Origin of the sequence: Bacillus sp. B1-WWTP-T-0.5-Post-4, from assembly GCF_009183795.1 — a bacterium.
GTDB classification, from domain to species: domain Bacteria; phylum Bacillota; class Bacilli; order Bacillales; family Bacillaceae_G; genus Bacillus_A; species Bacillus_A cereus.
The window spans coordinates 995,472-1,015,386 of the sequence record NZ_WEIJ01000001.1; the positions used below are offsets into that span (position 1 = coordinate 995,472).

Below are 19,915 nucleotides of genomic sequence, written 5' to 3' on the forward strand. Positions count from 1 at the left end.
ACTAAATAGTGCTTAATATACAGAAAAGAAGGAAATAGACTTCTCCACTTCCTTCTTTTTCTTTAACAAAGGTGTATGAACCTTTTTCCTTAAACGAATTAGCTATTAGAAGTTACCCTGATTTTCAACAAACGGATGCTATTATAAAAAATAAAATATTAATTTTCAGAGAAACATCTATTTCTGAACCGTCACAATAACCCCGTCCATATTATTCCCCGAAATTTCATACTGCTTATTCGCTGGAACATTCACTTTCATATCCCCCGAAACTTTATAATAAGAAACCGTATATTTCGTACCTTCCACATCGGTTGTGATTTCTTTTTCCTCTTTTAAGAAATCTAAATATTCCTCTAGTGTAATTTTCTTTTTTTGCATAATTGCGCTATGAGGTAAGCCGACATAACGGATGTGCCATGGCTCATATTGAATGCCTGTAATGTTACTTTTATTTTTCGGATAACGTAAAACAAAGCCGTGCTTCCATACGTTCTCTTCAATCCACTTTCCTTCAGGCGCTTTTTCCATTTTCTTTTGCGTTGATCCAACGTCCAGTGATAACCCTAAATTATGTTCACTATATCCTGCTGGGAGTGCATAATCCGATCCCATGTCTTTATATAATTTACTTTGTTCTTTAAAATCTCTATATCCGCTATTCATTAAGAAATGTTGTACGCCATCTTTTCCAGCCGCATCGACAACGTTCAAAAACTTTTTTACAACATCCTTTGATAAACGAAGATTTCTATCAAATATTACATAGCCTCTCACTAATTCACTATTATGATTTACATTTATAATGTCAGACCTAATGCTATCTTTTCTTACTGGGTAATCTTTATTAACTAATAATAGATCCCCTTTATAGATTTCTTCTTTTGTAACCTCTACCTTTTCCATATTTTCATTCTTTATTGCACTATTTTCCTCGCCGATTTTCACATCAATTTCTTTTTGAAATAACGGTGATATATAAACGCCTACACAGATTGTGCATGCGATAAAAAGAGAAATAAATACCCACTTTTTCATTTCTAGTTCCTCCTTAACGTAACTTACGTATAGAATAGAAAAAACTATTAAAATAAAAAGTAGGGTAAAGTTTAAATTTTTATTAAATTGTTACGTTCTCGTCTTTTGGCAATCGCACTTCAAACATTGTTCTAACTACATTACTTTCAGCAGAAATCGTACCGTTATGCTGCTCGATAATATTTTTCGCAATAAATAGCCCAAGTCCTGTCCCGCCACGGTTCTCAGTTCTCGATTTATCACCTGTATAAAACATATCAAAAAGATACGGTAAATCTTCTTCTGGAATGCTATCTCCATAATTTATAACTTGTACGACAACTTCTTCATTATCGATATACCCATTCAGATCAACAAATTGCCCATCATATCCGTATCGAACGGCATTTGTTAACAAGTTTTCAAATACTCTCGCTAACAATTTTCCATCACCGTTAATCGGCAAATGCGGATCAATATTCAATCTAGCTTCTAAATGATGTTTTTCTAATAACGGATACAATTCCTCATCTAACTGTATAAGTAGCTCACTTATATCAATCTGCTTTTTATCCAGCTTTAGCATGCCATAATTCATACGCGTAATTTCAAATAACTCATCAATTAAACTTTCGAGCCTTTGCGATTTCGTATATGCAATTGTGGAGAAATGTTTAATTTGTTCTTTTGTTAAATTCTCATCTTTAAGAATTAAATCTAAATACCCTAACACGGATGTTAACGGTGTCCTTAAATCATGAGCTAAGTTTACAACGAGCTGATCTTTACTACTTTCCGCAAAGTCTCCTCTTTCCACCGCTTCTTTTAACTTTTCACTCGCAACATTTATTTCACGCGCGATATTTCCAAACTCGTCATTTGATGAAACGCGCACTTCATTTGTAAAATCTCCGTTCGCCAAATGATGAATTCCGTTTGAAATCTCATCAAAATATTTTAAATACGGTCTAGTAAGGAAGAAGAAAAACATAATAGACAAAGGTATGAAAATAATTAAAAAGAAATTAACATCCCCAATTTGTCTTATCATAAAACGCAATTGAGCTAACGGATCTTCAAAACGAACGACTGATTTATAATAGATCCGTAACCCTTCATAAATGATATACGTTACGCCACCAGCAAATAGCATACTTAACGCAAATAGCATAACCATCTTTGAGCGAAAACTTCTCATCTTTTTACCCATTGAAAGTATACCCTACTCCCCAAACTGTTTTTATTAGCTTATCTTTTCTTTTATCCTCCCCAAGCTTTTTCCGCAACGTACGAATATGTACCATAACTGTATTTCCGCCTTCATAATAATCATCTGCCCATACTTGCTGAAAAATATTTTCTACATTGTACACTTTCTTCGGATGGCTCGCTAATAAATATAAAATATCAAACTCTTTCGGTGTTAATTCAACTTGTTCTCCGTACACATTTACTGTTCTTCGCTCAGGATCAATCACGACCCCGCCTACCTCTAAAGCAGATTTATTCTCCGCTACTTTCGGCTGATTTAACGTAAGAAATCGGCGTAATTGTGCATTTACACGTGCAACTAATTCAATCGGTGTAAAAGGTTTCGTCATATAATCATCTGCCCCTAGCACAAGACCTGTCACCTTATCAAAATCAGACGTTTTCGCACTTAAGAAAATGATTGGCATATGGTGCTTCGCGCGAATTTGACGCGTCACTTCATACCCATCCATTTTCGGCATCATAATATCTAAAACCACTAAGTCGATTGGCTGCGTTTCAATAATATGAACGGCCTCTTCCCCGTCCGCTGCCTTTACGACGTGGTACCCTTCTTTTTCTAAATGTATCTCAATTAAATCAGCAATTTCTGCCTCATCATCCACTATTAAAATTGAAATGCGCTTCATTTTACTCCCCCTTTATACGCTCGATTGTAAACTAGTCTATCCCATTTGTACAATACAAAAAGGTTACCCGTTAGAGTAACCTTTGTAAATAAAATTATATCAGCGATTATTGAAATATATCGACTTACCGACAATTAACGACGAAATTCGCCTACTATTTTAAAGACCCCACTTACCGCTCAAACACAATCCGCTGCTTCGTGATTTCCGCCAGCCTTCCACGCTCTACTTCATACTCAGTATCAACGCTTTGCGGCACCATCACTTTCCCGCCCTCAAGCGTCACTGCCGGCGAAATAATATCCTTCTCCCAATGTCTGCTAGAAGCAGATATATCGCCTGGGATCGTAAAGTTCGGCAATGAGGCAAGCGCAACATTTTGTGCTCTTGAAATCCCCATCTCCACCATACCGCCGCACCAAACGGTTATGTTATGTTCCATGCAATAATTATGAATTTGAACCGATTCTGTTAATCCGCCCACTCGCCCTGGTTTAATGTTAACGATGCGGCAACTACCAAGCGTAATCGCGACGCGTGCATCTTCTAAACTATGAATACTTTCGTCTAAACAAATTGGCGTTTCAATCTTCTTCTGCAGCTGTGCATGATCAAGAAAATCGTAATCCGCTAACGGTTGTTCAATCATCATCAGTTGAAATTCATCTAGTCGTTTCAGCTTCTCCGTATCCGCTAATGTGTATGCTGAATTCGCATCAGCCATTAACGGGATATACGGAAACTCTTTACGAATTTCTTTCAATAACTCATAATCATGCTCTGGCTTTATTTTCACTTTAAAACGCTCGTATCCTTCTTCCGCGTACTTCTCGATTTGTTTTAACATGACTGGAATCGTATTAAGCCCAATTACGACACCGACTTCAATTTCAGCCTTCGTTCCGCCAAGCACTGTCGCTAGCGATTTGTTTTGACGCTTCGCATATAAATCCCAAACAGCCCCTTCAATTCCCGCCTTTGCCATTCGGTTTCTTTTTATATGCTGGAACAAACTCGGCACTTCATTCGGATGAGAAATTTCAGCCTTTAATACATCCGGTAATAAAAAGTCTTGCAGTACATGCAGCGCCGTCTTCACTGTTTCTTCCGTATACCACGGTTCAGAAAATGCAACGACTTCGCCAAATCCAATGCACCCGTCCGTATCTTCTAATTCAATGACGATACTTTCACGTTTTTCATACGTTCCGTAGCTTGCAGCAAACGGGATTACGAGTGGCATTTCCGTTATATAAAGTGTCGCTTTTTTTATCTCCACTTACATCTCCTCCACTAATTGTCTTAACTCTCGTCTTAACAATTTTTTCGAAGCATTTCGTGGTAATTCCTCTAAGAAACACGCTTTTTTCGGCACTTTATATTTCGCTAATTTCTCCTCGCAAAAGTGAAGAATTTCTTCTTCTGTTACCTCTCCACTTTTTACAACAAAAGCAGCGGGTACTTGTCCCCATTTATCATCAGTCATACCGACAACACCAGCTTCCGCTACCGCCGGATGAGAAAGCAACACTTCTTCAATTTGAGCCGGATATATATTCTCTCCGCCAGAAATGATTAAATCGCTGCGGCGATCTAATACGTATAAAAATCCTTCTTCATCTAAATAACCGAGGTCACCAGTATGAAGCCATCCGTTTTGAATTGTCTCACGCGTCGCATCTTCACGGTTAAAGTAACCACCTGTTACGTTCGGTCCTTTTACTACGATTTCGCCTTCCACAAATGGCGGTACTACTACACCATCTTTTTCAATACGAAGTTGGCACTGAAATAGTGGTTTTCCAGCTGATCCTACTTTCGTTAACATGTAATCTGCTGATAACGTGCAAATTTGCGAAGACGTTTCTGTCATACCGTACGTTTGATACACAGGGATTCCTTTTTCCACACATGTTTCTAATAACGGTTTCGGCGCTGGTCCTCCGCCAAGTAACATGCATCGTAAAGAAGCTGGGTATGTCCCTTCTCCAAGTCTCTCTAATAAATCTGTTAACATTTTGGATACAACAGAAATGATCGTAACACCTCTCGTTTGAAGTGCTTTATGAATAAAATCAGCATCATATTTCGGAACGAGTAAAATGCGCATGCCATACATAATATTTTTCATTAAAAGCGAGAGCCCGCCAACGTGGAACATCGGCATACAGGCTAACCAACAATCATCATCACGAAGTCCTAAATTAAGCGATGAACCGACTGCGCTTGCCCAATGATTACCATACGTTAAAATAACGCCTTTCGGTTTTCCTGTCGTCCCAGACGTATAAATGATTGTCATCGCTTCTTCTAAAGAAAACTCTTCTTGTATAGAGGCTTCCTCTTTTGGTCCATTCATCACTTCGGCGAATGAATAGATAGGAATATCTTTAGCATCAAAATCTTGATCCGTCACTAAACAAATAACTTCAGCATCATCCATTTGCCAAAGTAGCTCTTCTCTTGAAAGACGCGTATTTAAAAGCACAGCTACTGCCCCTACGTACGATAGGGCGTGAATAACTGTAATCATCTTCATACCATTTTTCATCAGAACAGCCACCTTTTGCCCTCGCTTCACTCCAACATGCGTGAGACGTTCACAAACAGATACTACTGTTTCATGCAGCTCCATAAAAGTAACTTTCTCTTCCTCTATTTCAATTGCAGTTCGATCTGGTGTTAAAAACGCACGTTGCATTAACCAATTTGGCATAGTTTCCATCATACATTCTCCTTTCATGAAAGAAAGAGACTTGATATGACATCAAGTCTCTTAGTTGTTTTGTTTCCGGTTTGGTCTTATCCAGCTACAGCAGCTAGAATGCTCGGTGGCTTCACTTCTTCCTACGAGGCAAAAAGCGCCTCTACGTCAGAAGCTCCATCCCCCTCACATTCTGAACGAGCTGCTTTCGCTTTTGGTTTCATCCAGCTACAGCGGCTAGAACAGTCGGTCGTTTCACGCCTTCCTACGAGGCAAAAAGCGCCTCTACGTCAGGAGTTCCAACGCCCTCTTGTTCTAAGCAAGCCGCTTCCGCTTTTGGTTTGATCACGGGAAACGAGGGAATTGACCGAAGTCCGGACTGCGTTTTTCTTTGAATGCGTCGCGGCCTTCTTTTGCTTCGTCAGTTGTGTAGTACAATAACGTTGCATCTCCAGCTAGTTGTTGAATACCAGCTAGACCGTCTGTGTCTGCGTTGAATGCAGCTTTTAGGAAACGAAGTGCCATTGGGCTGTTTGCTAAGATCTCTTGTGCCCATTGTACTGTTTCTGCTTCAAGTTGTTCTAATGGTACTACTGTATTTACTAAGCCCATATCAAGCGCTTCTTGTGCACTATATTGACGGCATAGGTACCAAATTTCGCGAGCTTTCTTGTGGCCTACCATACGAGCTAAGTAACCAGCTCCGTATCCACCGTCAAAGCTTCCTACTTTAGGACCTGTTTGTCCGAATACAGCGTTGTCTGCAGCGATTGTTAAGTCACATACGATATGAAGTACATGTCCACCACCGATTGCATAACCTGCTACCATTGCGATAACTGGTTTAGGAATTGCCCGAATTAGACGTTGTAAGTCTAATACGTTTAGACGTGGGATTTGGTCGTCACCTACATATCCGCCATGACCGCGAACTTTTTGGTCGCCGCCAGAACAGAATGCACGTCCACCTTCACCTGTTAAAATGATAACGCCAACATTTGCATCATCACGAGCTTGTGCAAAAGCGTCGATTAACTCCATTACCGTTTTTGGACGGAATGCGTTATGTACTTCAGGACGGTTAATCGAAATTTTTGCGATACCATTGTATGTTGAATAAATAATATCTTCGTAATTGCCTTCTTTTACCCATTCAATAGCCATTACAACTACCTCCTTGTATATTTCTGATTTCACCTATAAGCGTGGCTTCCTTCTTGCTGAAAAAAGTATCACTGCATAGTTTTTAGAAATCCCTTTACTATTGTATCAAACTTTTCCGGTTGTTCCACATGAATTGCATGGCCAGCACCATGAATTTTGACAAATTTCGCATCAGACACGCATTTTTCGATGTTTTTTAATATGCGGAAGAACTTTTCATCATATTCTCCGTTCATTAAAAGAACAGGTATTTTTAAGTTTTTCAGCTCATCCCACCATGAAGGCTGAGCCCCAGTTCCCATGCCCCGCAAGCTATTTGCGAGCCCTTTTGGGTTGTTAGCAAGTCGTTCTTTTCGCACCGCTTCTTGTACGTTTTTTGCTAAACGTTTTTGCGTTTCAAAAAGCGGAATATTTTCCCACATCGATACAAAAATTTCTATGCCTTCTCGCTCAATTTTATCGGCAAGTCGATCATCTTTTTCACGACGTTCTTTTCTATCCGCTTCGTCTTCGAGCCCAGCTGTACAATTTTCTAATAAAAGAGAGTGTACATAATCTGGATATAGACATGCCATCGTAATCGCCAGTCTTCCTCCCATTGAGTAGCCAAGTATATGTACTTTTTCAATATGAAGGTAATCTAGTAGTTCTTTCATTTGCAATGCCACATTTCGGATATCATAATGCGCAACATCTTCAGGACTCTCCGTCTTTCCGTGCCCAACAAGATCAACTACAATAACTTGAAACTGCTCACTCCATGAAGAGATAAAAGAACGCCACGTTTCCATGCTTCCCGTAAAACCATGAAGAAGTAGAAGTGGTTCCCCGCTTCCGACTACTTCATATTCATACGATACACCTTGCAGCGTTACTTTCATTTTGATTCACCTTGTAAAGATGTAGTAATTACGTCCTGTGTTTTTGCCCATAACGTACGGTGCAATGTTAAGTTTTCATCACGGTTCGTACAAATTTCCACAACGTGTAAACCTTCTGTCGTCGTTCCTTTTCGAACTTCTTCTCGGAATTGCTCCCAACCATTTACACGGCTAAATGAACCGCCGTACATTTTGACAACATGCTCATAATCAAGTCCAATTGGTGTTCCAAATAATGATTCAAAATGTTCCTTTTTCTCATACTGTGGTAAGAATGAGAAAATACCCCCACCATCATTATTTACAACGACAATTGTTATGTTTAATTCATGTAATTTCGCTGCTAACAGCCCGTTTAAATCGTGATAAAATGATAAATCACCAATTACTAATACAAGTGGATCGCAAATAACGCTTGCTCCTAGAGCTGTCGAAATGATTCCATCAATACCATTTACACCACGGTTTGCCATCACATGGATGTTTTTATCCGATGTGAAGAAGAATGAGTCTGTATCACGAATTGGCATACTATTGCTCGCAAATAACGTTGCGTCTTCTGGTAATACGCGCACAATATCTGTAATAACCTTTCCTTCAAATGCAGTTTCATATGTTTCCATTTCACGAAGCGTTTCCTTCGTTTTTTCGTTTATATGTTGCCACATTAGGGACCAATCATTCTTTTTCATAACTGGCATTTTTTCTATTAATGCCTTGCAGAATTCAATGTCACTTGCTTGCACAACTTCTGTCGCAACAAGAGCTGGATCTCTCCATTGTCCTGATTCATCGACAACGATATGAACTGCTTTTGTTTGTTTTTTTATGAACTGCGTTAATGATTTAGAAACAGGCATACCACCAAAGCGAATTAAAACGTCCGGTTTCCATGTTTCTTTTAACTTTTCATTTCGTAAAAATGTATCATAACAGTCAATTACCATCGTTTTATCGTGGTGTCCGCTACGAATATTAGAAAGTGGGTCTGCTAATATAGGATAGCCAGTTTTTTCAGCTAGTTGCGTTGCAAACATTGCGATTTCTGCATGACTATCATCTCCACAAATAATAAGCCCCTTTTCCATATGTGAAAGGCGCCCTACAAGAGAATCTACATATTCACTCGGCATCACCGCGTTTCCTTGCTGAACTACTCCTGTATATTCACTACGTCCTTTATCCCATAAGCTTTCTAGTGAGAAATCAGGGATAAGTGGCTCGCGAACTGGAAAATTAAGATGAACAGGACCCTGCGGTGCTAAACAAGCATTTGCTACTATACGCTGCGTCGTCATACGAGCGTAATGATACATCGCTTCACTTGCTTCTGGCAGTGCCATCTCTGTAAATTGTTTCACAAAAGTACCGTATAAATTAAATTGATTCATTGCTTGTGGTGCACCCACATCTCTTAATTCATGCGGTCTATCCGCTGTTAAGACGATAAGTGGGACCCTTGAATGAAAAGCTTCACATACAGCTGGATAATAGTTCGCTGCTGCTGTTCCTGACGTACATAATAATGCTACTGGGCGTTTTTTTGCTTTCGCAATACCGAGCGCGAAAAATCCTGCTGATCTTTCATCCACATGTAAATATGTGTTCATTCCTTCGTGTTGTTCCATTAGTAAAGCAATCGGCGTTGACCGTGAGCCTGGACTAATGACAACATCACATACATCTAGACGCGTCAGTTCATCCACGAACGCGCCTAAATAATATGATAATGCTTCTATATGATTGTTCATTTCATTAATTCCTCCAAAGCACCAAGCATCGGTCTAAACTTCAAACTTGTTTCTTCATATTCAAGCTGCGGGATTGAATCAATTACAATACCACAACCGGCAAATAAGGATGCTTTCTCGCCGTTTAATAATCCGCAGCGCAGCGCAACCGCAAATTCACCATTTCCTTCATCATCTATCCAGCCAATCGGTGCACCATACAACCCTCTGTCTAACAATTCAACATCACGGATCAGTTTCATCGCTTCCAAACGAGGTGTCCCGCCAAGAGCTGGTGTTGGATGTAATTCTTCTACCATTGTTAAAAGACTCGCATCGCCTTTTGCTTCTACAGGCGTATATAAGTGAATTAAGTTTTTCGTTGTTAATAAACCTGGGCTTTCCGGAATATTAACGTATTCGCAATGTTCATTTAGTACCGAGCGGATCATGTTAACAACATACCCATGTTCAGCTAAATTCTTTTCATCATGAAGAAGCGCATTACTATTTCGCTTACTTTCTTCTATAGAATGACCATGACCGATTGAACCCGCAAGACACATCGATGTAAATTTCTCATCTTCTTTGCGAATTAATCTCTCAGGCGTCGCTCCTAAGAAGCATGCTCCTTTATAATCAAAAGAAAATACGTAACAATCCGGTTGACCAATGCGAAGTGCTTCTAAAACAAGAGCAGAATCAATCGAATGATTCATCTCTACTTTTAGTTCCCTCGCCAATACAACCTTCTGCACGTTACCCTGCTTCATCTCATCTTGTACTTTTTCAATTGCTTTCATCCAGCCTTTCGGATCCACTTCTACTTTAGAAATAACAGTCAATTTCGATCCGTTTAGCGCACATTTACTCTCTCTCAAAATTTTCTCTTCTAAAGAAATCATTTCGTTATAAAGATTTTCTGCACAATCTGTTGCTGAAACAAATGTATTCATCGTTAACCATGCTTTTTCATTTTTTACAGTTAATAAAAATGCTGGTAGTGAAAATGTCGTATCTTTAAACTCTTTCCATAGGTCCGTTTTCTCTTTTTCTGGATCAAAGGAAAAACCACCAAATAAAAGCGGACCCGTTCCAAATTCATATTCATCTCTTTGGACAAATGCATTCTCTTTTACTTTCTCCCACTCGTCGCGAGCGGTTTGAAAGCGCTTATGAGAAGAATTTGCTATAGTGAAAACAGAGCCAATTCCTGCAAATATTACATGCTGAGCCGGGTCTGCAAAATAACATCTATTTTCGAATGAAATCCTTTTTCCTGCTGCATAGAACAGAAGCGGATCCACCCAGTCTATTTGTTTTACAAAACTAACCAATGTTTTTTCGTTAGTTGCACGCTTGATAGCTGCAATAAGAACTTCTTGCAAGCCTTTTTGTTTCGTTTGAATCACAATTGTCTCCCCCCTATGGGCGAAAAATAGTCATAATTACGCTTGATTTTAAGATACACCTCAAACGAAAGGCCTGTCAACGTTTAGCATTTCTGAGAAATTCACCTTCTCTTCCTAGAAAATAAACGTTGACACTAAATGATGCTTTTTCTACACTTAGTTGTGTACAATATGTGACCAAAGGAGGATTCAACATGGAAATGAACGTCAAAACGAATTCCTCTCCTACGGCGCCAAAGCCAAGTAAGCAAACAGGCTGGCGCATCTGGTGGAGTTTACTACGTCCCCATACATTAACAGCCGCTTTCGTACCTGTTTTCATCGGAACAGCATATTCGATGCAGGTCGGAGGTATAAATCAAATACATCTTCCTCTTTTCCTTATGATGCTTCTTGCTTGTCTTCTCATTCAAGCAGCAACAAACATGTTTAATGAATACTTTGATTATAAAAGAGGACTCGATCACGAAGGTTCAGTTGGTATCGGCGGCGCTATCGTTCGCGATGGCATTCAGCCAAAAACAGTGCTTAACTTAGCATTTGGATTTTTCGGCATCGCAATACTACTAGGTGTTTATATTTGTATGAATTCTAGCTGGTGGCTTGCTGCAATCGGTCTTGTTTGTATGGCCGTTGCTTACCTTTATACAGGTGGCCCACTTCCAATTGCATATACACCATTTGGAGAGTTGACAGCCGGATTATTTATGGGTGTCATTATTATTGGGATTTCATTCTTTATTCAAACTGGAACTGTAACATCAGAAGTCATTTTACTATCTATCCCAAGCTCCATTTTAATTGGCGCCATTTTACTAGCTAATAATATTCGTGACTTGGATGGCGATAAAGAAAACGGTCGTAAAACGTTAGCAATTCTCGTTGGGCGCGAGCGAGCGGTTGGTGTACTTGCTTCGATGTTCATCGTTTCCTACATTTGGACAATTGCTTTAATTATCGTGGGCATCGTATCACCATGGATGCTTATCGTATTTTTAAGTGCACCGAAAGCATTTAAAGCGACGAAAGGCTTTATCGGCAAAAGCATTCCAATAGAAATGGTACCTGCGATGATTGCAACAGCAAAAACAAATACAATCTTCGGTTTCCTAATGGGAATCGGATTATTACTTGGATACTTTCTATAAAAGGAGCTGCTTATGCGGCTCCTTTTTCATATCTGAAATTCATCTCATAATTCCTACTCTCAACGCCCATACTATGTAAAGAAACTGAATTGTAGGAAGGTGGACGACTATGTTAACTCCACAACAAGTAGGTCAATTTAAATCCATTTTAGAAAAACAAAAACAAGAACTAGAGCAAACGATACAAACTCATGAAAATACAGATCGTGCTTCTGAACGTGATTCCGTTGGAGAATTATCTAGCTATGATAACCATCCAGCTGATATGGCTACAGAGCTATATGAACGGGAAAAAGACTTCGGACTTATTGAACTTTGGCATAAACAGCTTGAAGACACGAAACATGCCTTGCAAAAAATAGAAGCGGGTACGTACGGCATTTGCGAAGTGTCTGGCGAAGAAATTCCATTTGAAAGATTGGAAGCAATGCCAACCGCTACAACATGCATCCAGCACGCGACAAATAAGTTAAATATGAATACACGACCAGTTGAAGAAGAAGTGTTGTCTCCTTCTTTCCACAAGCATGATGAGGACCATTCTGTTGAGTACGATGCGGAAGATGCGTGGCAAGATGTCGCAAATTACGGAACATCTGAAACGCCGTCTGATTTAGAAAGACAAGATTCAAAAAACTATAATGGCATGTATGTAAATAGTGAAGAAAACGTAGGCTACGTGGAGGATTTTGAAAACTTTATCGGTACGGATATGTACGGGAAAAACCCACAAGTTTTCGCTACAGAAGAGCATGAAGAATATGAACAAATGCTTGATGATTTTGAAGAACGTACCTTCAAAGGTGAATTATCTTCAAATGAATCTAGTTCCAAAGAATAAAAAAAAGCATTCCGAAAATCGGAATGCTTTTTATCGCTAGCTAATTAGTTTTTTGTAACGTTAGCAGCTTGTGGTCCACGGTTACCTTCAACGATTTCGAAAGAAACTTCTTGACCTTCTTCTAAAGTTTTGAATCCGTCACCTTGGATAGCTGAGAAGTGAACGAATACATCGTCTCCACCTTCAACTTCGATGAAACCGAAACCTTTTTCGCTGTTGAACCATTTAACTTTACCTGTTTGCATGTCATGTACCTCCTAAATAAAAATGAAACTATGAATCCACATGAAAAGGTGGATATAAAGGACATGAATGTATAACAAGCTTACAGCCTTTAATTCAACGTGCTTTATTTCCGTACCACATTATGTAGCTCAATAGTGATTTCACTATATCACGCTATATCCAAAACGTCAAATGAGAACACTTTCATTCCACCATTTTTTTATAATTTTAATATAATGTTGAATTTCTATATTCATATATTATCCCGCCATTTGTGGACAGCTTGATTGGCGGGAGCTGATAATCAGTTTTGGCTGGTTCCACTTTATTTGAAAATTAACAAAACTAAAGTATTCTAATCCTATTAAATTCTGTACAATATAAGTATCTATTACATACGAGGTGAAAAAAATGAGAGCACACGAAATCGAGTATAAGTTATATGGCGATGATATGCAGTTTGTTGAAATTGAGTTAGATCCAGAAGAGAGCGTGATCGCAGAAGCTGGCGCAATGATGATGATGGAAGATTACATAGAAATGGAAACAATCTTCGGTGATGGTTCTGGCCCATCTGGAGGTTTATTCGGAAAATTAATGGGCGCTGGTAAACGTCTCGTTACAGGCGAAAGTATGTTTATGACTGTATTTACAAATACAGGTCACGGCAAGCGCCACGTCTCATTTGCTGCTCCTTATCCTGGTAAAATTATTCCTGTAGATTTAACAGAGTATCAAGGAAAAGTAGTTTGTCAAAAAGATGCCTTTCTTTGTGCCGCAAAAGGTGTTTCCATCGGAATTGAATTTACGAAAAAAATAGGAACTGGTTTCTTCGGTGGTGAAGGTTTCATCATGCAGAAACTTGAAGGTGATGGCCTTGCTTTCATGCACGCAGGTGGAACTGTATATAAACGTGAATTAAAACCTGGTGAGAAACTTCGTATTGATACAGGTTGTCTCGTTGCTATGACAAAAGACATTAACTATGATGTCGAGTTCGTTGGTAAAGTAAAAACAGCTCTATTTGGCGGCGAGGGTTTATTCTTCGCAACATTAGAAGGTCCTGGAACAGTTTGGATTCAGTCCTTAACACTTAGCCGCTTAGCAGCACGCCTTACAAGCCCAGCAGCGCAAAGTACTGGCGAAGGTAGTGTATTAGGTGGACTTGGTCGTTTATTAGATGGGAAAGAGTAAACTGTGCCCTTATGTAGGCATGGCCATCAACTAATAAAATAATAAAATTAAAACACCCTTGCTTGCAGTAATGTAGTGAAAGAGTGTTTTAATTTACGTCTACAAACGAGAAAAAGCAGTTAAAATAAAGTAATAAGGTTTACTTCAGGAAAATAAGGTATATTATATTTGTTGAATAGATTCTCTTTAGAGACAAGAAAAGTAGGTGAACAAAGTGGGAAAATATCAATTGGATTCCAAAAGTCAGGTAGCTGTGGCAAAGTTCCATGAAAAACAGAAACCTGCCAAATTTGATAAAAAGCAGCAACTTGAAAAATTGCGTACGGAGTATTTGAAAAAGAAGCAAAAACAAACAGATAAATAATACGTTTTGTTTTTCAAATTTTTCTGTATATAGTGTAAACAAACACAAGAAAATAGGTAAGTTATTCATCGTTCAAATATATACAGGCTATTTTTTCAAACCTCTTACTTATGCAACTAACGCATACGTCAGTTCATTAAGAATAACTAAAAAAGTCGACTCCTTGAGATGAAAAAGAGTAAACAGTGCCCTTATCAGGCACTGTTTTATTTTGACCTTATAATTTCCTCCACTGATTTAGATAAGCGATACAAGCTATTCCCCACCTCCAAAAGAATGAATCAAGTTCCTCACTGCATATATTAAACTATACTTTTTCTTAAGGAGGGCTTCCTTAATGCGTACTCCTTTATCCTTTGATAAAGACACTGCCATACTGTTAGCTTCTTGTTGTGAGTTAACGTATGAACAATATAAACAAAATGGTATTTTCGAGATACCAGATGGTTTTCAATATGTACAAGGGTTTCAAGGAAAGGCCATTCAAACAACAGAATGGTTCGGATTTATATTAGAATCTGAGGATACAATTATTGTTGCCTTCAGAGGCACTCAAACAGACCCCGATTGGATTATTGATTCTCTCGTCAATCAAAAACCTTATCCTTATGCTTTAAATGGCGGAAATGTCCATAACGGTTTTCTCTCTATTTATGAGTCTTGTCGTGATTCTATTATGGATATGCTCGTATCATTGCCAGCACATAAAAAACTGCTAGCTACTGGGCATAGTCTAGGTGGCGCGCTTGCCACATTACACATATTAGATGCACGTATAAATACTGCCTTCGCACAGTATGGACTTTATACATTCGCTTCTCCAAAAGTAGGAGATATCGCTTTTCGAAATTATTATAAACTACAAGTAGCTAGTAGCTTTCGTTTCGTCAACTTGTTCGATGTCGTCCCACTTCTCCCTCCCCGAAACATAAATTTTAATGATCATGATTGGGAGTATGCACACGTCCATCACAACATGACATTTACAAAAAACACAAAATCCATTACAAATAATCATTCCATTACAACATACAAAACATGTCTGACTTCTCATTTTTAACCAGTAAACAATTGGAAATAAAATATTCGTATACTATAATAATGTATGAAGTTATTTTTGGATGAGGGGACCTTACATGTTAAAATTTATCTTCGCATTTTTTCTTATTGTAATTTTTACGGTTACAGGTTTCTTTACATTTTCATACTTTGCGACAGGAGAGTATGATGGGGCAGGTATCATATATACCACTGTTCCATTTCTTTCTTAAGCAAAATAAATAAAACGAGCTTAATTTTATTAAGCCCGTTTTATTTATTAATATCCATTTCGGTTGGTAAATCGATAATATATCTCCCAATATAGCAACCTCTTTAAAACTGTTTAACTGCATTACCAATACCCCAAATTTCATTACTGTACTGCAAAATCGTTCGATCGCTCGCAAAATGACCAGACTGTGCAATATTTAAAATCGACATTTCTAGCCACTTCGTTCGGTTCTCATAAGCTCTACCGACAGCCTCTTGTCTTTCAGCATATGGACCAAAATCTCGCAGAACGAAATATTCATCGTTTTGAATAACGAGAGAATCGTAAATCGCTTCAAATTCAGCTCCCGATTGTGCAAAGAAACCATTTGTTAATTGATCAACTACTTTTTTTATGTGTCTATTGTGGTGATAATAATCACTTGCACGATAGCCACCATTTTGATAGTAATGAAGAACCTCTTCGGCCGTTAAACCGAAAATAAAACAGTTATCATCACCGACCCGGTCTTTTATTTCAACGTTAGCACCGTCTAGCGTTCCGAGTGTAATCGCACCATTCATCATAAATTTCATATTACCTGTTCCCGATGCTTCTTTACTCGCCGTTGAAATTTGTTCACTTACATCCGCCGCTGGGAATATATCTTCCGCTAAAGAAACTCGATAGTTTTCTAGAAAGATAACTTTCATATATTGACTGACATACGGGTCATTATTTACTTTTCTTGCGAGTTCATTTATTAATTTAATAATTTTTTTCGCGTAATAATAGCCAGGTGATGCTTTCGCTCCAAAAATAAAAGTACGCGGATAAAATGTAAAACTAGCATCCTCTTTCAAACGGTTATATAAATATAAAATATGAAGAACATTTAATAATTGTCGTTTATAAGCATGTAATCTTTTCACTTGCACATCAAAAATAGAATTTGGATCAATGGTAATCCCCATTGTATTATGAATACGCTCTGCTAAAATCTCTTTACGCTCTTGTTTTACCTCTGCAAATTTCTCTTGGAAACTCGCATCATATTGAACTAATTGTAGCTCTTGAAGCTTAATCGGTTCTTTCTTCCACTCCGTTCCAATCGCCTCTGAAATGAGATTTGTTAACTGTGGATTTGCTTTCATAAGCCAGCGCCTATGAGCAATTCCATTCGTCTTATTATTAAACTTATCTGGATAAAATTCATAAAACAATCGCATTTCCCGCTGCTTTAATATTTCCGTATGAATTTTTGCTACACCGTTTACGCTATGGCTACCGACAATCGCTAAATGAGCCATTTTCACAAGGTCATGTGCAATAATCGCCATTGCTTCAATACGATCCCACTCATACGGATACTGTTCCCACAGTTCATGACAGAAACGTTCATTAATCTCTTCAATAATCATATAAATTCTCGGTAATAACGGTTTAAAAATGTGAATTGGCCACTTTTCGAGCGCTTCTGATAACGTCGTATGATTCGTATAAGAAATCGTCTGCGTCGTTATGTGCCAAGCTTCTTCCCATGCTAACTTTTCTTCGTCTAGTAAAATACGCATCAGTTCCGGAATTGCTAAAACCGGATGTGTATCGTTAATGTGGATCGCAATTTTTTCATGTAGTTGACGAAGGTCACCATATCTTTCTCTATGCATTCGAACGATATTTTGCAAACTTGCTGATACGAGGAAATACTGTTGTTTTAAACGAAGTATTTTTCCCTCATCATGCGTATCATCTGGATATAAAAACTCCGATACAGCCTCTGTTTCACGCTTATATTTCAAAATATCTTTGCAGTTTTGCGGGAAAGGAACTGGTTCAGCATTCCAAAGTCTAAGTGTATTTACAGTACTCGTCTCATAGCCAACTACCGGCACGTCATATGGCACGGCCATAATGACTTCTGCATTTGTATGCCTAAACTCTAAACGCCCGTCAATTTCTAGCGGTTCAACACTGCCGAAATAACTTACTTCTACAGCTTGATCATACCTTCTTACTTCCCATACGTTTTCATGAAGAAGCCACTGTTCTGGAAATTCAACTTGATAACCATCAACAATTTTCTGATCAAACAAACCATGTTTATAACGAATTCCACAGCCGTGTCCTGGTAAGTTTAAAGATGCGAGTGAATCGAGAAAACAGGCTGCTAAGCGTCCAAGCCCACCATTACCAAGGCCTGCATCTGCTTCCACTTCTTCTAACTCTTGTAACGAAATCCCTAGTTCAGATAACCCCTGCTCGCATACATCTCGAATACCTAAATTCAAGATGTTACTTCCAAGCAAACGTCCAAGCAAAAACTCAATAGACAAGTAATACATTTGCTTTTGCTCTCCGGATCGATAACTCTCGTTCGTTGCAATCCATTGACTATTCATATACTCACGTACCATATGGCCGAGTGTATTATATTGATCACGAGTTGTAGAATCTTTAAAACTTTTACCATACATCGTCTCTAACTTTTCTAGAAAAGTTGATTTAAAACTTTCAACATGAGTAAACATTTTTTCACCACCTACATGTTATTCCATGAGACTTTTATACAATTCCTTATAAGCAAGAGCCGATTGCTCCCAGCTATAATCTTCAGTCATCGCTTGTTTTACAAGCTGCTCCCACACTGGTTTATCATGATAGAATTCAATTGCACGATGAATCGTATGCAGCATGTCATGTGCATTAAAATTCGTGAAACTGAAACCATTTCCTTCGCCTGTTTCTTCATCATAAGAATGTACCGTGTCGTTTAACCCACCTGTTTCTCTTACAATTGGAATTGTACCGTATGCTAATGCGATAAGTTGTCCAAGTCCACACGGTTCAAACAGCGATGGCATTAAAAACAAATCGCTTCCCGCATACACTTGGTGAGCTAATTCTTCATTAAATCCGATATAAACTTTTACCTTCTCCGGATACTCATATGCCATCCACTCAAAGAATTGCTCATATTCCGAATCACCTGAACCTAAAATAATACATTGTACATCTTCTTCCATTATTTCGCGGAATACAGTACGTACTAAATCAAGACCTTTTTGTTTCGTTAATCTCGTTACCATTGAAATAATTGGTGTATCCTCTTTTTCTGGCAAACCAAAATAACGCTGCAAGGCGCGTTTATTTTCACTCTTTTCATATAATGACTCTGCATCATACTGAGCCTTAATATACGAATCCGTTTCTGGATTATATACGCTCGTATCAATACCATTTACAATGCCGCTAAGCTTATCATTATATTTTCGCAGTAATCCATCTAACTTCTCACCGAAAAATTCATATTGAATTTCTTCTTTATACGTCGGGCTCACCGCTGTAATTTGATCCGAAGCGATAATACCGCCTTTCATAAAGTTTACGTTTCCATAAAACTCTAGCTGCTCACTATGAAAATATTCATCACCAAGCTCTAACAAGTCGTACATCACTTCAGGAGGAAATACACCTTGGAACTGCAAGTTATGAATCGTATATACCGTTTTAATACGCTCATATAACGGGTTATCTTGATACTTTTCACGAAGTAAGAAATTAACCATAGCCGTATGCCAATCATGGCTATGAAGAACATCCACTTCAAAATCAAGGTGCGGAATACACTCTAACACTGCTTTTGAGAAATAAGAAAAACGCTCTCCGTCATCGTAATGCCCATACAGAGAATCTCTCTTAAAATAATATTCATTATCTATTAAGTAATACGTAATTCCGTCTTGCTCACCTTTTAAAATTCCACAATATTGATTTCTCCACCCAAGAGGGACGTTAATTACTTTATGTAACGTACATCCATCTCTTAACTTTTGCGGAATGAGACTATAATTCGGAAGTATAATACGAACGTCCACTCCTAATTTTTTTAGCTCTTTTGGGAGTGCACCCGCTACATCAGCTAATCCTCCCGATTTCACAAACGGTACACATTCTGATACTGCAAATAAAATATTCACTTGTTGTCCCACTGCGCGAAAAGTTTTTATTACTCCTCTTGCAGCTTCCTCCCTTCGAGTTTTCATTTAAATTAAAACTTTAATCAGTGGAGGAAAAAGCCC

18 protein-coding genes are annotated in these 19,915 nt (G+C 38.4%); 6 read left to right on the forward strand and 12 right to left on the reverse strand.

The features are described 5' to 3' along the window. Window positions 1-177 precede the first annotated feature (177 nt). The 9 genes from GBN91_RS05395 to GBN91_RS05435 all read right to left on the reverse strand — a co-directional run bounded on the left by GBN91_RS05395 (window position 178) and on the right by GBN91_RS05435 (window position 10,809). The gene (locus tag GBN91_RS05395) at window positions 178-1,038 is read right to left on the reverse strand and encodes a M15 family metallopeptidase (protein WP_113303108.1); all 861 of its coding nucleotides are present in this window, start codon (window positions 1,036-1,038) and stop codon (window positions 178-180) included. 82 nt (window positions 1,039-1,120) lie between these two features. Continuing rightward, window positions 1,121-2,227 (reverse strand): HAMP domain-containing sensor histidine kinase, encoded by a 1,107-nt coding sequence (locus GBN91_RS05400; RefSeq protein ID WP_113303109.1) that lies wholly within the window; start codon window positions 2,225-2,227, stop codon window positions 1,121-1,123. Next, window positions 2,220-2,918: a response regulator transcription factor gene (locus GBN91_RS05405; RefSeq protein WP_098340122.1), complete on the reverse strand. Its 699-nt coding sequence runs from the start codon at window positions 2,916-2,918 to the stop codon at window positions 2,220-2,222. Before GBN91_RS05405 ends, GBN91_RS05400 begins: the two co-directional genes overlap by 8 nt. Window positions 2,919-3,090: 172 nt before the next feature. Beyond that, entirely contained in the window at window positions 3,091-4,197 is a 1,107-nt protein-coding gene (gene menC, locus GBN91_RS05410) for an o-succinylbenzoate synthase (RefSeq protein WP_152121301.1), read from the reverse strand. Beyond that, entirely contained in the window at window positions 4,198-5,643 is a 1,446-nt protein-coding gene (locus tag GBN91_RS05415) for an o-succinylbenzoate--CoA ligase (protein WP_193222112.1), read from the reverse strand. It abuts the gene before it with no gap. 324 nt (window positions 5,644-5,967) lie between these two features. Further along, window positions 5,968-6,786, reverse strand: a complete 819-nt coding sequence (menB, locus tag GBN91_RS05420) for a 1,4-dihydroxy-2-naphthoyl-CoA synthase (protein ID WP_113304884.1) — start codon at window positions 6,784-6,786, stop codon at window positions 5,968-5,970. A 68-nt stretch (window positions 6,787-6,854) separates the two neighbouring features. Further along, window positions 6,855-7,667, reverse strand: coding sequence for a 2-succinyl-6-hydroxy-2,4-cyclohexadiene-1-carboxylate synthase (menH, locus tag GBN91_RS05425; protein ID WP_098601423.1), 813 nt, complete (start codon window positions 7,665-7,667; stop codon window positions 6,855-6,857). Next, window positions 7,664-9,418, reverse strand: coding sequence for a 2-succinyl-5-enolpyruvyl-6-hydroxy-3-cyclohexene-1-carboxylic-acid synthase (gene menD / locus GBN91_RS05430; protein ID WP_001059195.1), 1,755 nt, complete (start codon window positions 9,416-9,418; stop codon window positions 7,664-7,666). The genes menH and menD overlap by 4 nt, the downstream gene beginning before the upstream one ends. Further along, a complete protein-coding gene (locus GBN91_RS05435) occupies window positions 9,415-10,809 on the reverse strand; it encodes an isochorismate synthase (protein ID WP_016123513.1) in 1,395 nt (464 codons plus the stop codon). Before GBN91_RS05435 ends, menD begins: the two co-directional genes overlap by 4 nt. Before the next feature lie 194 nt (window positions 10,810-11,003). Between GBN91_RS05435 and GBN91_RS05440 the strand changes: the two genes are divergently transcribed. After that, window positions 11,004-11,957, forward strand: a complete 954-nt coding sequence (locus GBN91_RS05440) for a 1,4-dihydroxy-2-naphthoate polyprenyltransferase (protein ID WP_000425769.1) — start codon at window positions 11,004-11,006, stop codon at window positions 11,955-11,957. Window positions 11,958-12,066: 109 nt separating this feature from the next. After that, window positions 12,067-12,798 (forward strand): yteA family sporulation protein, encoded by a 732-nt coding sequence (locus GBN91_RS05445; RefSeq protein WP_000957393.1) that lies wholly within the window; start codon window positions 12,067-12,069, stop codon window positions 12,796-12,798. Between the two features lie 44 nt (window positions 12,799-12,842). Here the strand turns inward: GBN91_RS05445 and cspD are convergent, their stop codons facing one another. Next, window positions 12,843-13,043 carry a cold-shock protein CspD gene (gene cspD / locus GBN91_RS05450; protein WP_001193054.1) on the reverse strand — a complete coding sequence of 67 codons (201 nt, stop codon included), beginning with the start codon at window positions 13,041-13,043 and terminating at the stop codon, window positions 12,843-12,845. A 391-nt stretch (window positions 13,044-13,434) separates the two neighbouring features. Between cspD and GBN91_RS05455 the strand changes: the two genes are divergently transcribed. The 4 genes from GBN91_RS05455 to GBN91_RS29415 all read left to right on the forward strand — a co-directional run bounded on the left by GBN91_RS05455 (window position 13,435) and on the right by GBN91_RS29415 (window position 15,852). Continuing rightward, window positions 13,435-14,217, forward strand: coding sequence for a TIGR00266 family protein (locus GBN91_RS05455; RefSeq protein WP_001201257.1), 783 nt, complete (start codon window positions 13,435-13,437; stop codon window positions 14,215-14,217). 214 nt (window positions 14,218-14,431) lie between these two features. Then, window positions 14,432-14,581, forward strand: a complete 150-nt coding sequence (locus tag GBN91_RS28745) for a hypothetical protein (RefSeq protein WP_000521639.1) — start codon at window positions 14,432-14,434, stop codon at window positions 14,579-14,581. Between the two features lie 337 nt (window positions 14,582-14,918). Then, window positions 14,919-15,641: a lipase family protein gene (locus GBN91_RS05460; RefSeq protein WP_001260111.1), complete on the forward strand. Its 723-nt coding sequence runs from the start codon at window positions 14,919-14,921 to the stop codon at window positions 15,639-15,641. A gap of 76 nt (window positions 15,642-15,717) precedes the next feature. Further along, on the forward strand, window positions 15,718-15,852 hold the full coding sequence (locus GBN91_RS29415) for a hypothetical protein (RefSeq protein ID WP_000911065.1): 135 nt from the start codon (window positions 15,718-15,720) through the stop codon (window positions 15,850-15,852). A 103-nt stretch (window positions 15,853-15,955) separates the two neighbouring features. On the opposite strand, the gene glgP is transcribed toward GBN91_RS29415, so the two are convergent. Continuing rightward, window positions 15,956-18,364 (reverse strand): glycogen phosphorylase, encoded by a 2,409-nt coding sequence (gene glgP / locus GBN91_RS05465; RefSeq protein WP_000494108.1) that lies wholly within the window; start codon window positions 18,362-18,364, stop codon window positions 15,956-15,958. Between the two features lie 18 nt (window positions 18,365-18,382). After that, window positions 18,383-19,813, reverse strand: a complete 1,431-nt coding sequence (gene glgA / locus GBN91_RS05470; RefSeq protein ID WP_023901191.1) for a glycogen synthase GlgA — start codon at window positions 19,811-19,813, stop codon at window positions 18,383-18,385. Window positions 19,814-19,915 lie beyond the last annotated feature (102 nt).

What these genes read in the sequence shown, in the direction of transcription:
- GBN91_RS05395 (WP_113303108.1), bottom strand. Translation starts at nt 1,038, where the DNA reads ATGAAAAAGTGGGTATTTATTTCTCTTTTTATCGCATGCACAATCTGT.
- GBN91_RS05400 (WP_113303109.1), bottom strand. Translation starts at nt 2,227, where the DNA reads ATGGGTAAAAAGATGAGAAGTTTTCGCTCAAAGATGGTTATGCTATTT.
- GBN91_RS05405 (WP_098340122.1), bottom strand. Translation starts at nt 2,918, where the DNA reads ATGAAGCGCATTTCAATTTTAATAGTGGATGATGAGGCAGAAATTGCT.
- GBN91_RS05415 (WP_193222112.1), bottom strand. Translation starts at nt 5,643, where the DNA reads ATGGAAACTATGCCAAATTGGTTAATGCAACGTGCGTTTTTAACACCA.
- menB (WP_113304884.1), bottom strand. Translation starts at nt 6,786, where the DNA reads ATGGCTATTGAATGGGTAAAAGAAGGCAATTACGAAGATATTATTTAT.
- menH (WP_098601423.1), bottom strand. Translation starts at nt 7,667, where the DNA reads ATGAAAGTAACGCTGCAAGGTGTATCGTATGAATATGAAGTAGTCGGA.
- menD (WP_001059195.1), bottom strand. Translation starts at nt 9,418, where the DNA reads ATGAACAATCATATAGAAGCATTATCATATTATTTAGGCGCGTTCGTG.
- GBN91_RS05440 (WP_000425769.1), top strand. Translation starts at nt 11,004, where the DNA reads ATGGAAATGAACGTCAAAACGAATTCCTCTCCTACGGCGCCAAAGCCA.
- GBN91_RS05445 (WP_000957393.1), top strand. Translation starts at nt 12,067, where the DNA reads ATGTTAACTCCACAACAAGTAGGTCAATTTAAATCCATTTTAGAAAAA.
- cspD (WP_001193054.1), bottom strand. Translation starts at nt 13,043, where the DNA reads ATGCAAACAGGTAAAGTTAAATGGTTCAACAGCGAAAAAGGTTTCGGT.
- GBN91_RS05455 (WP_001201257.1), top strand. Translation starts at nt 13,435, where the DNA reads ATGAGAGCACACGAAATCGAGTATAAGTTATATGGCGATGATATGCAG.
- GBN91_RS05460 (WP_001260111.1), top strand. Translation starts at nt 14,919, where the DNA reads ATGCGTACTCCTTTATCCTTTGATAAAGACACTGCCATACTGTTAGCT.
- GBN91_RS29415 (WP_000911065.1), top strand. Translation starts at nt 15,718, where the DNA reads ATGTTAAAATTTATCTTCGCATTTTTTCTTATTGTAATTTTTACGGTT.
- glgP (WP_000494108.1), bottom strand. Translation starts at nt 18,364, where the DNA reads ATGTTTACTCATGTTGAAAGTTTTAAATCAACTTTTCTAGAAAAGTTA.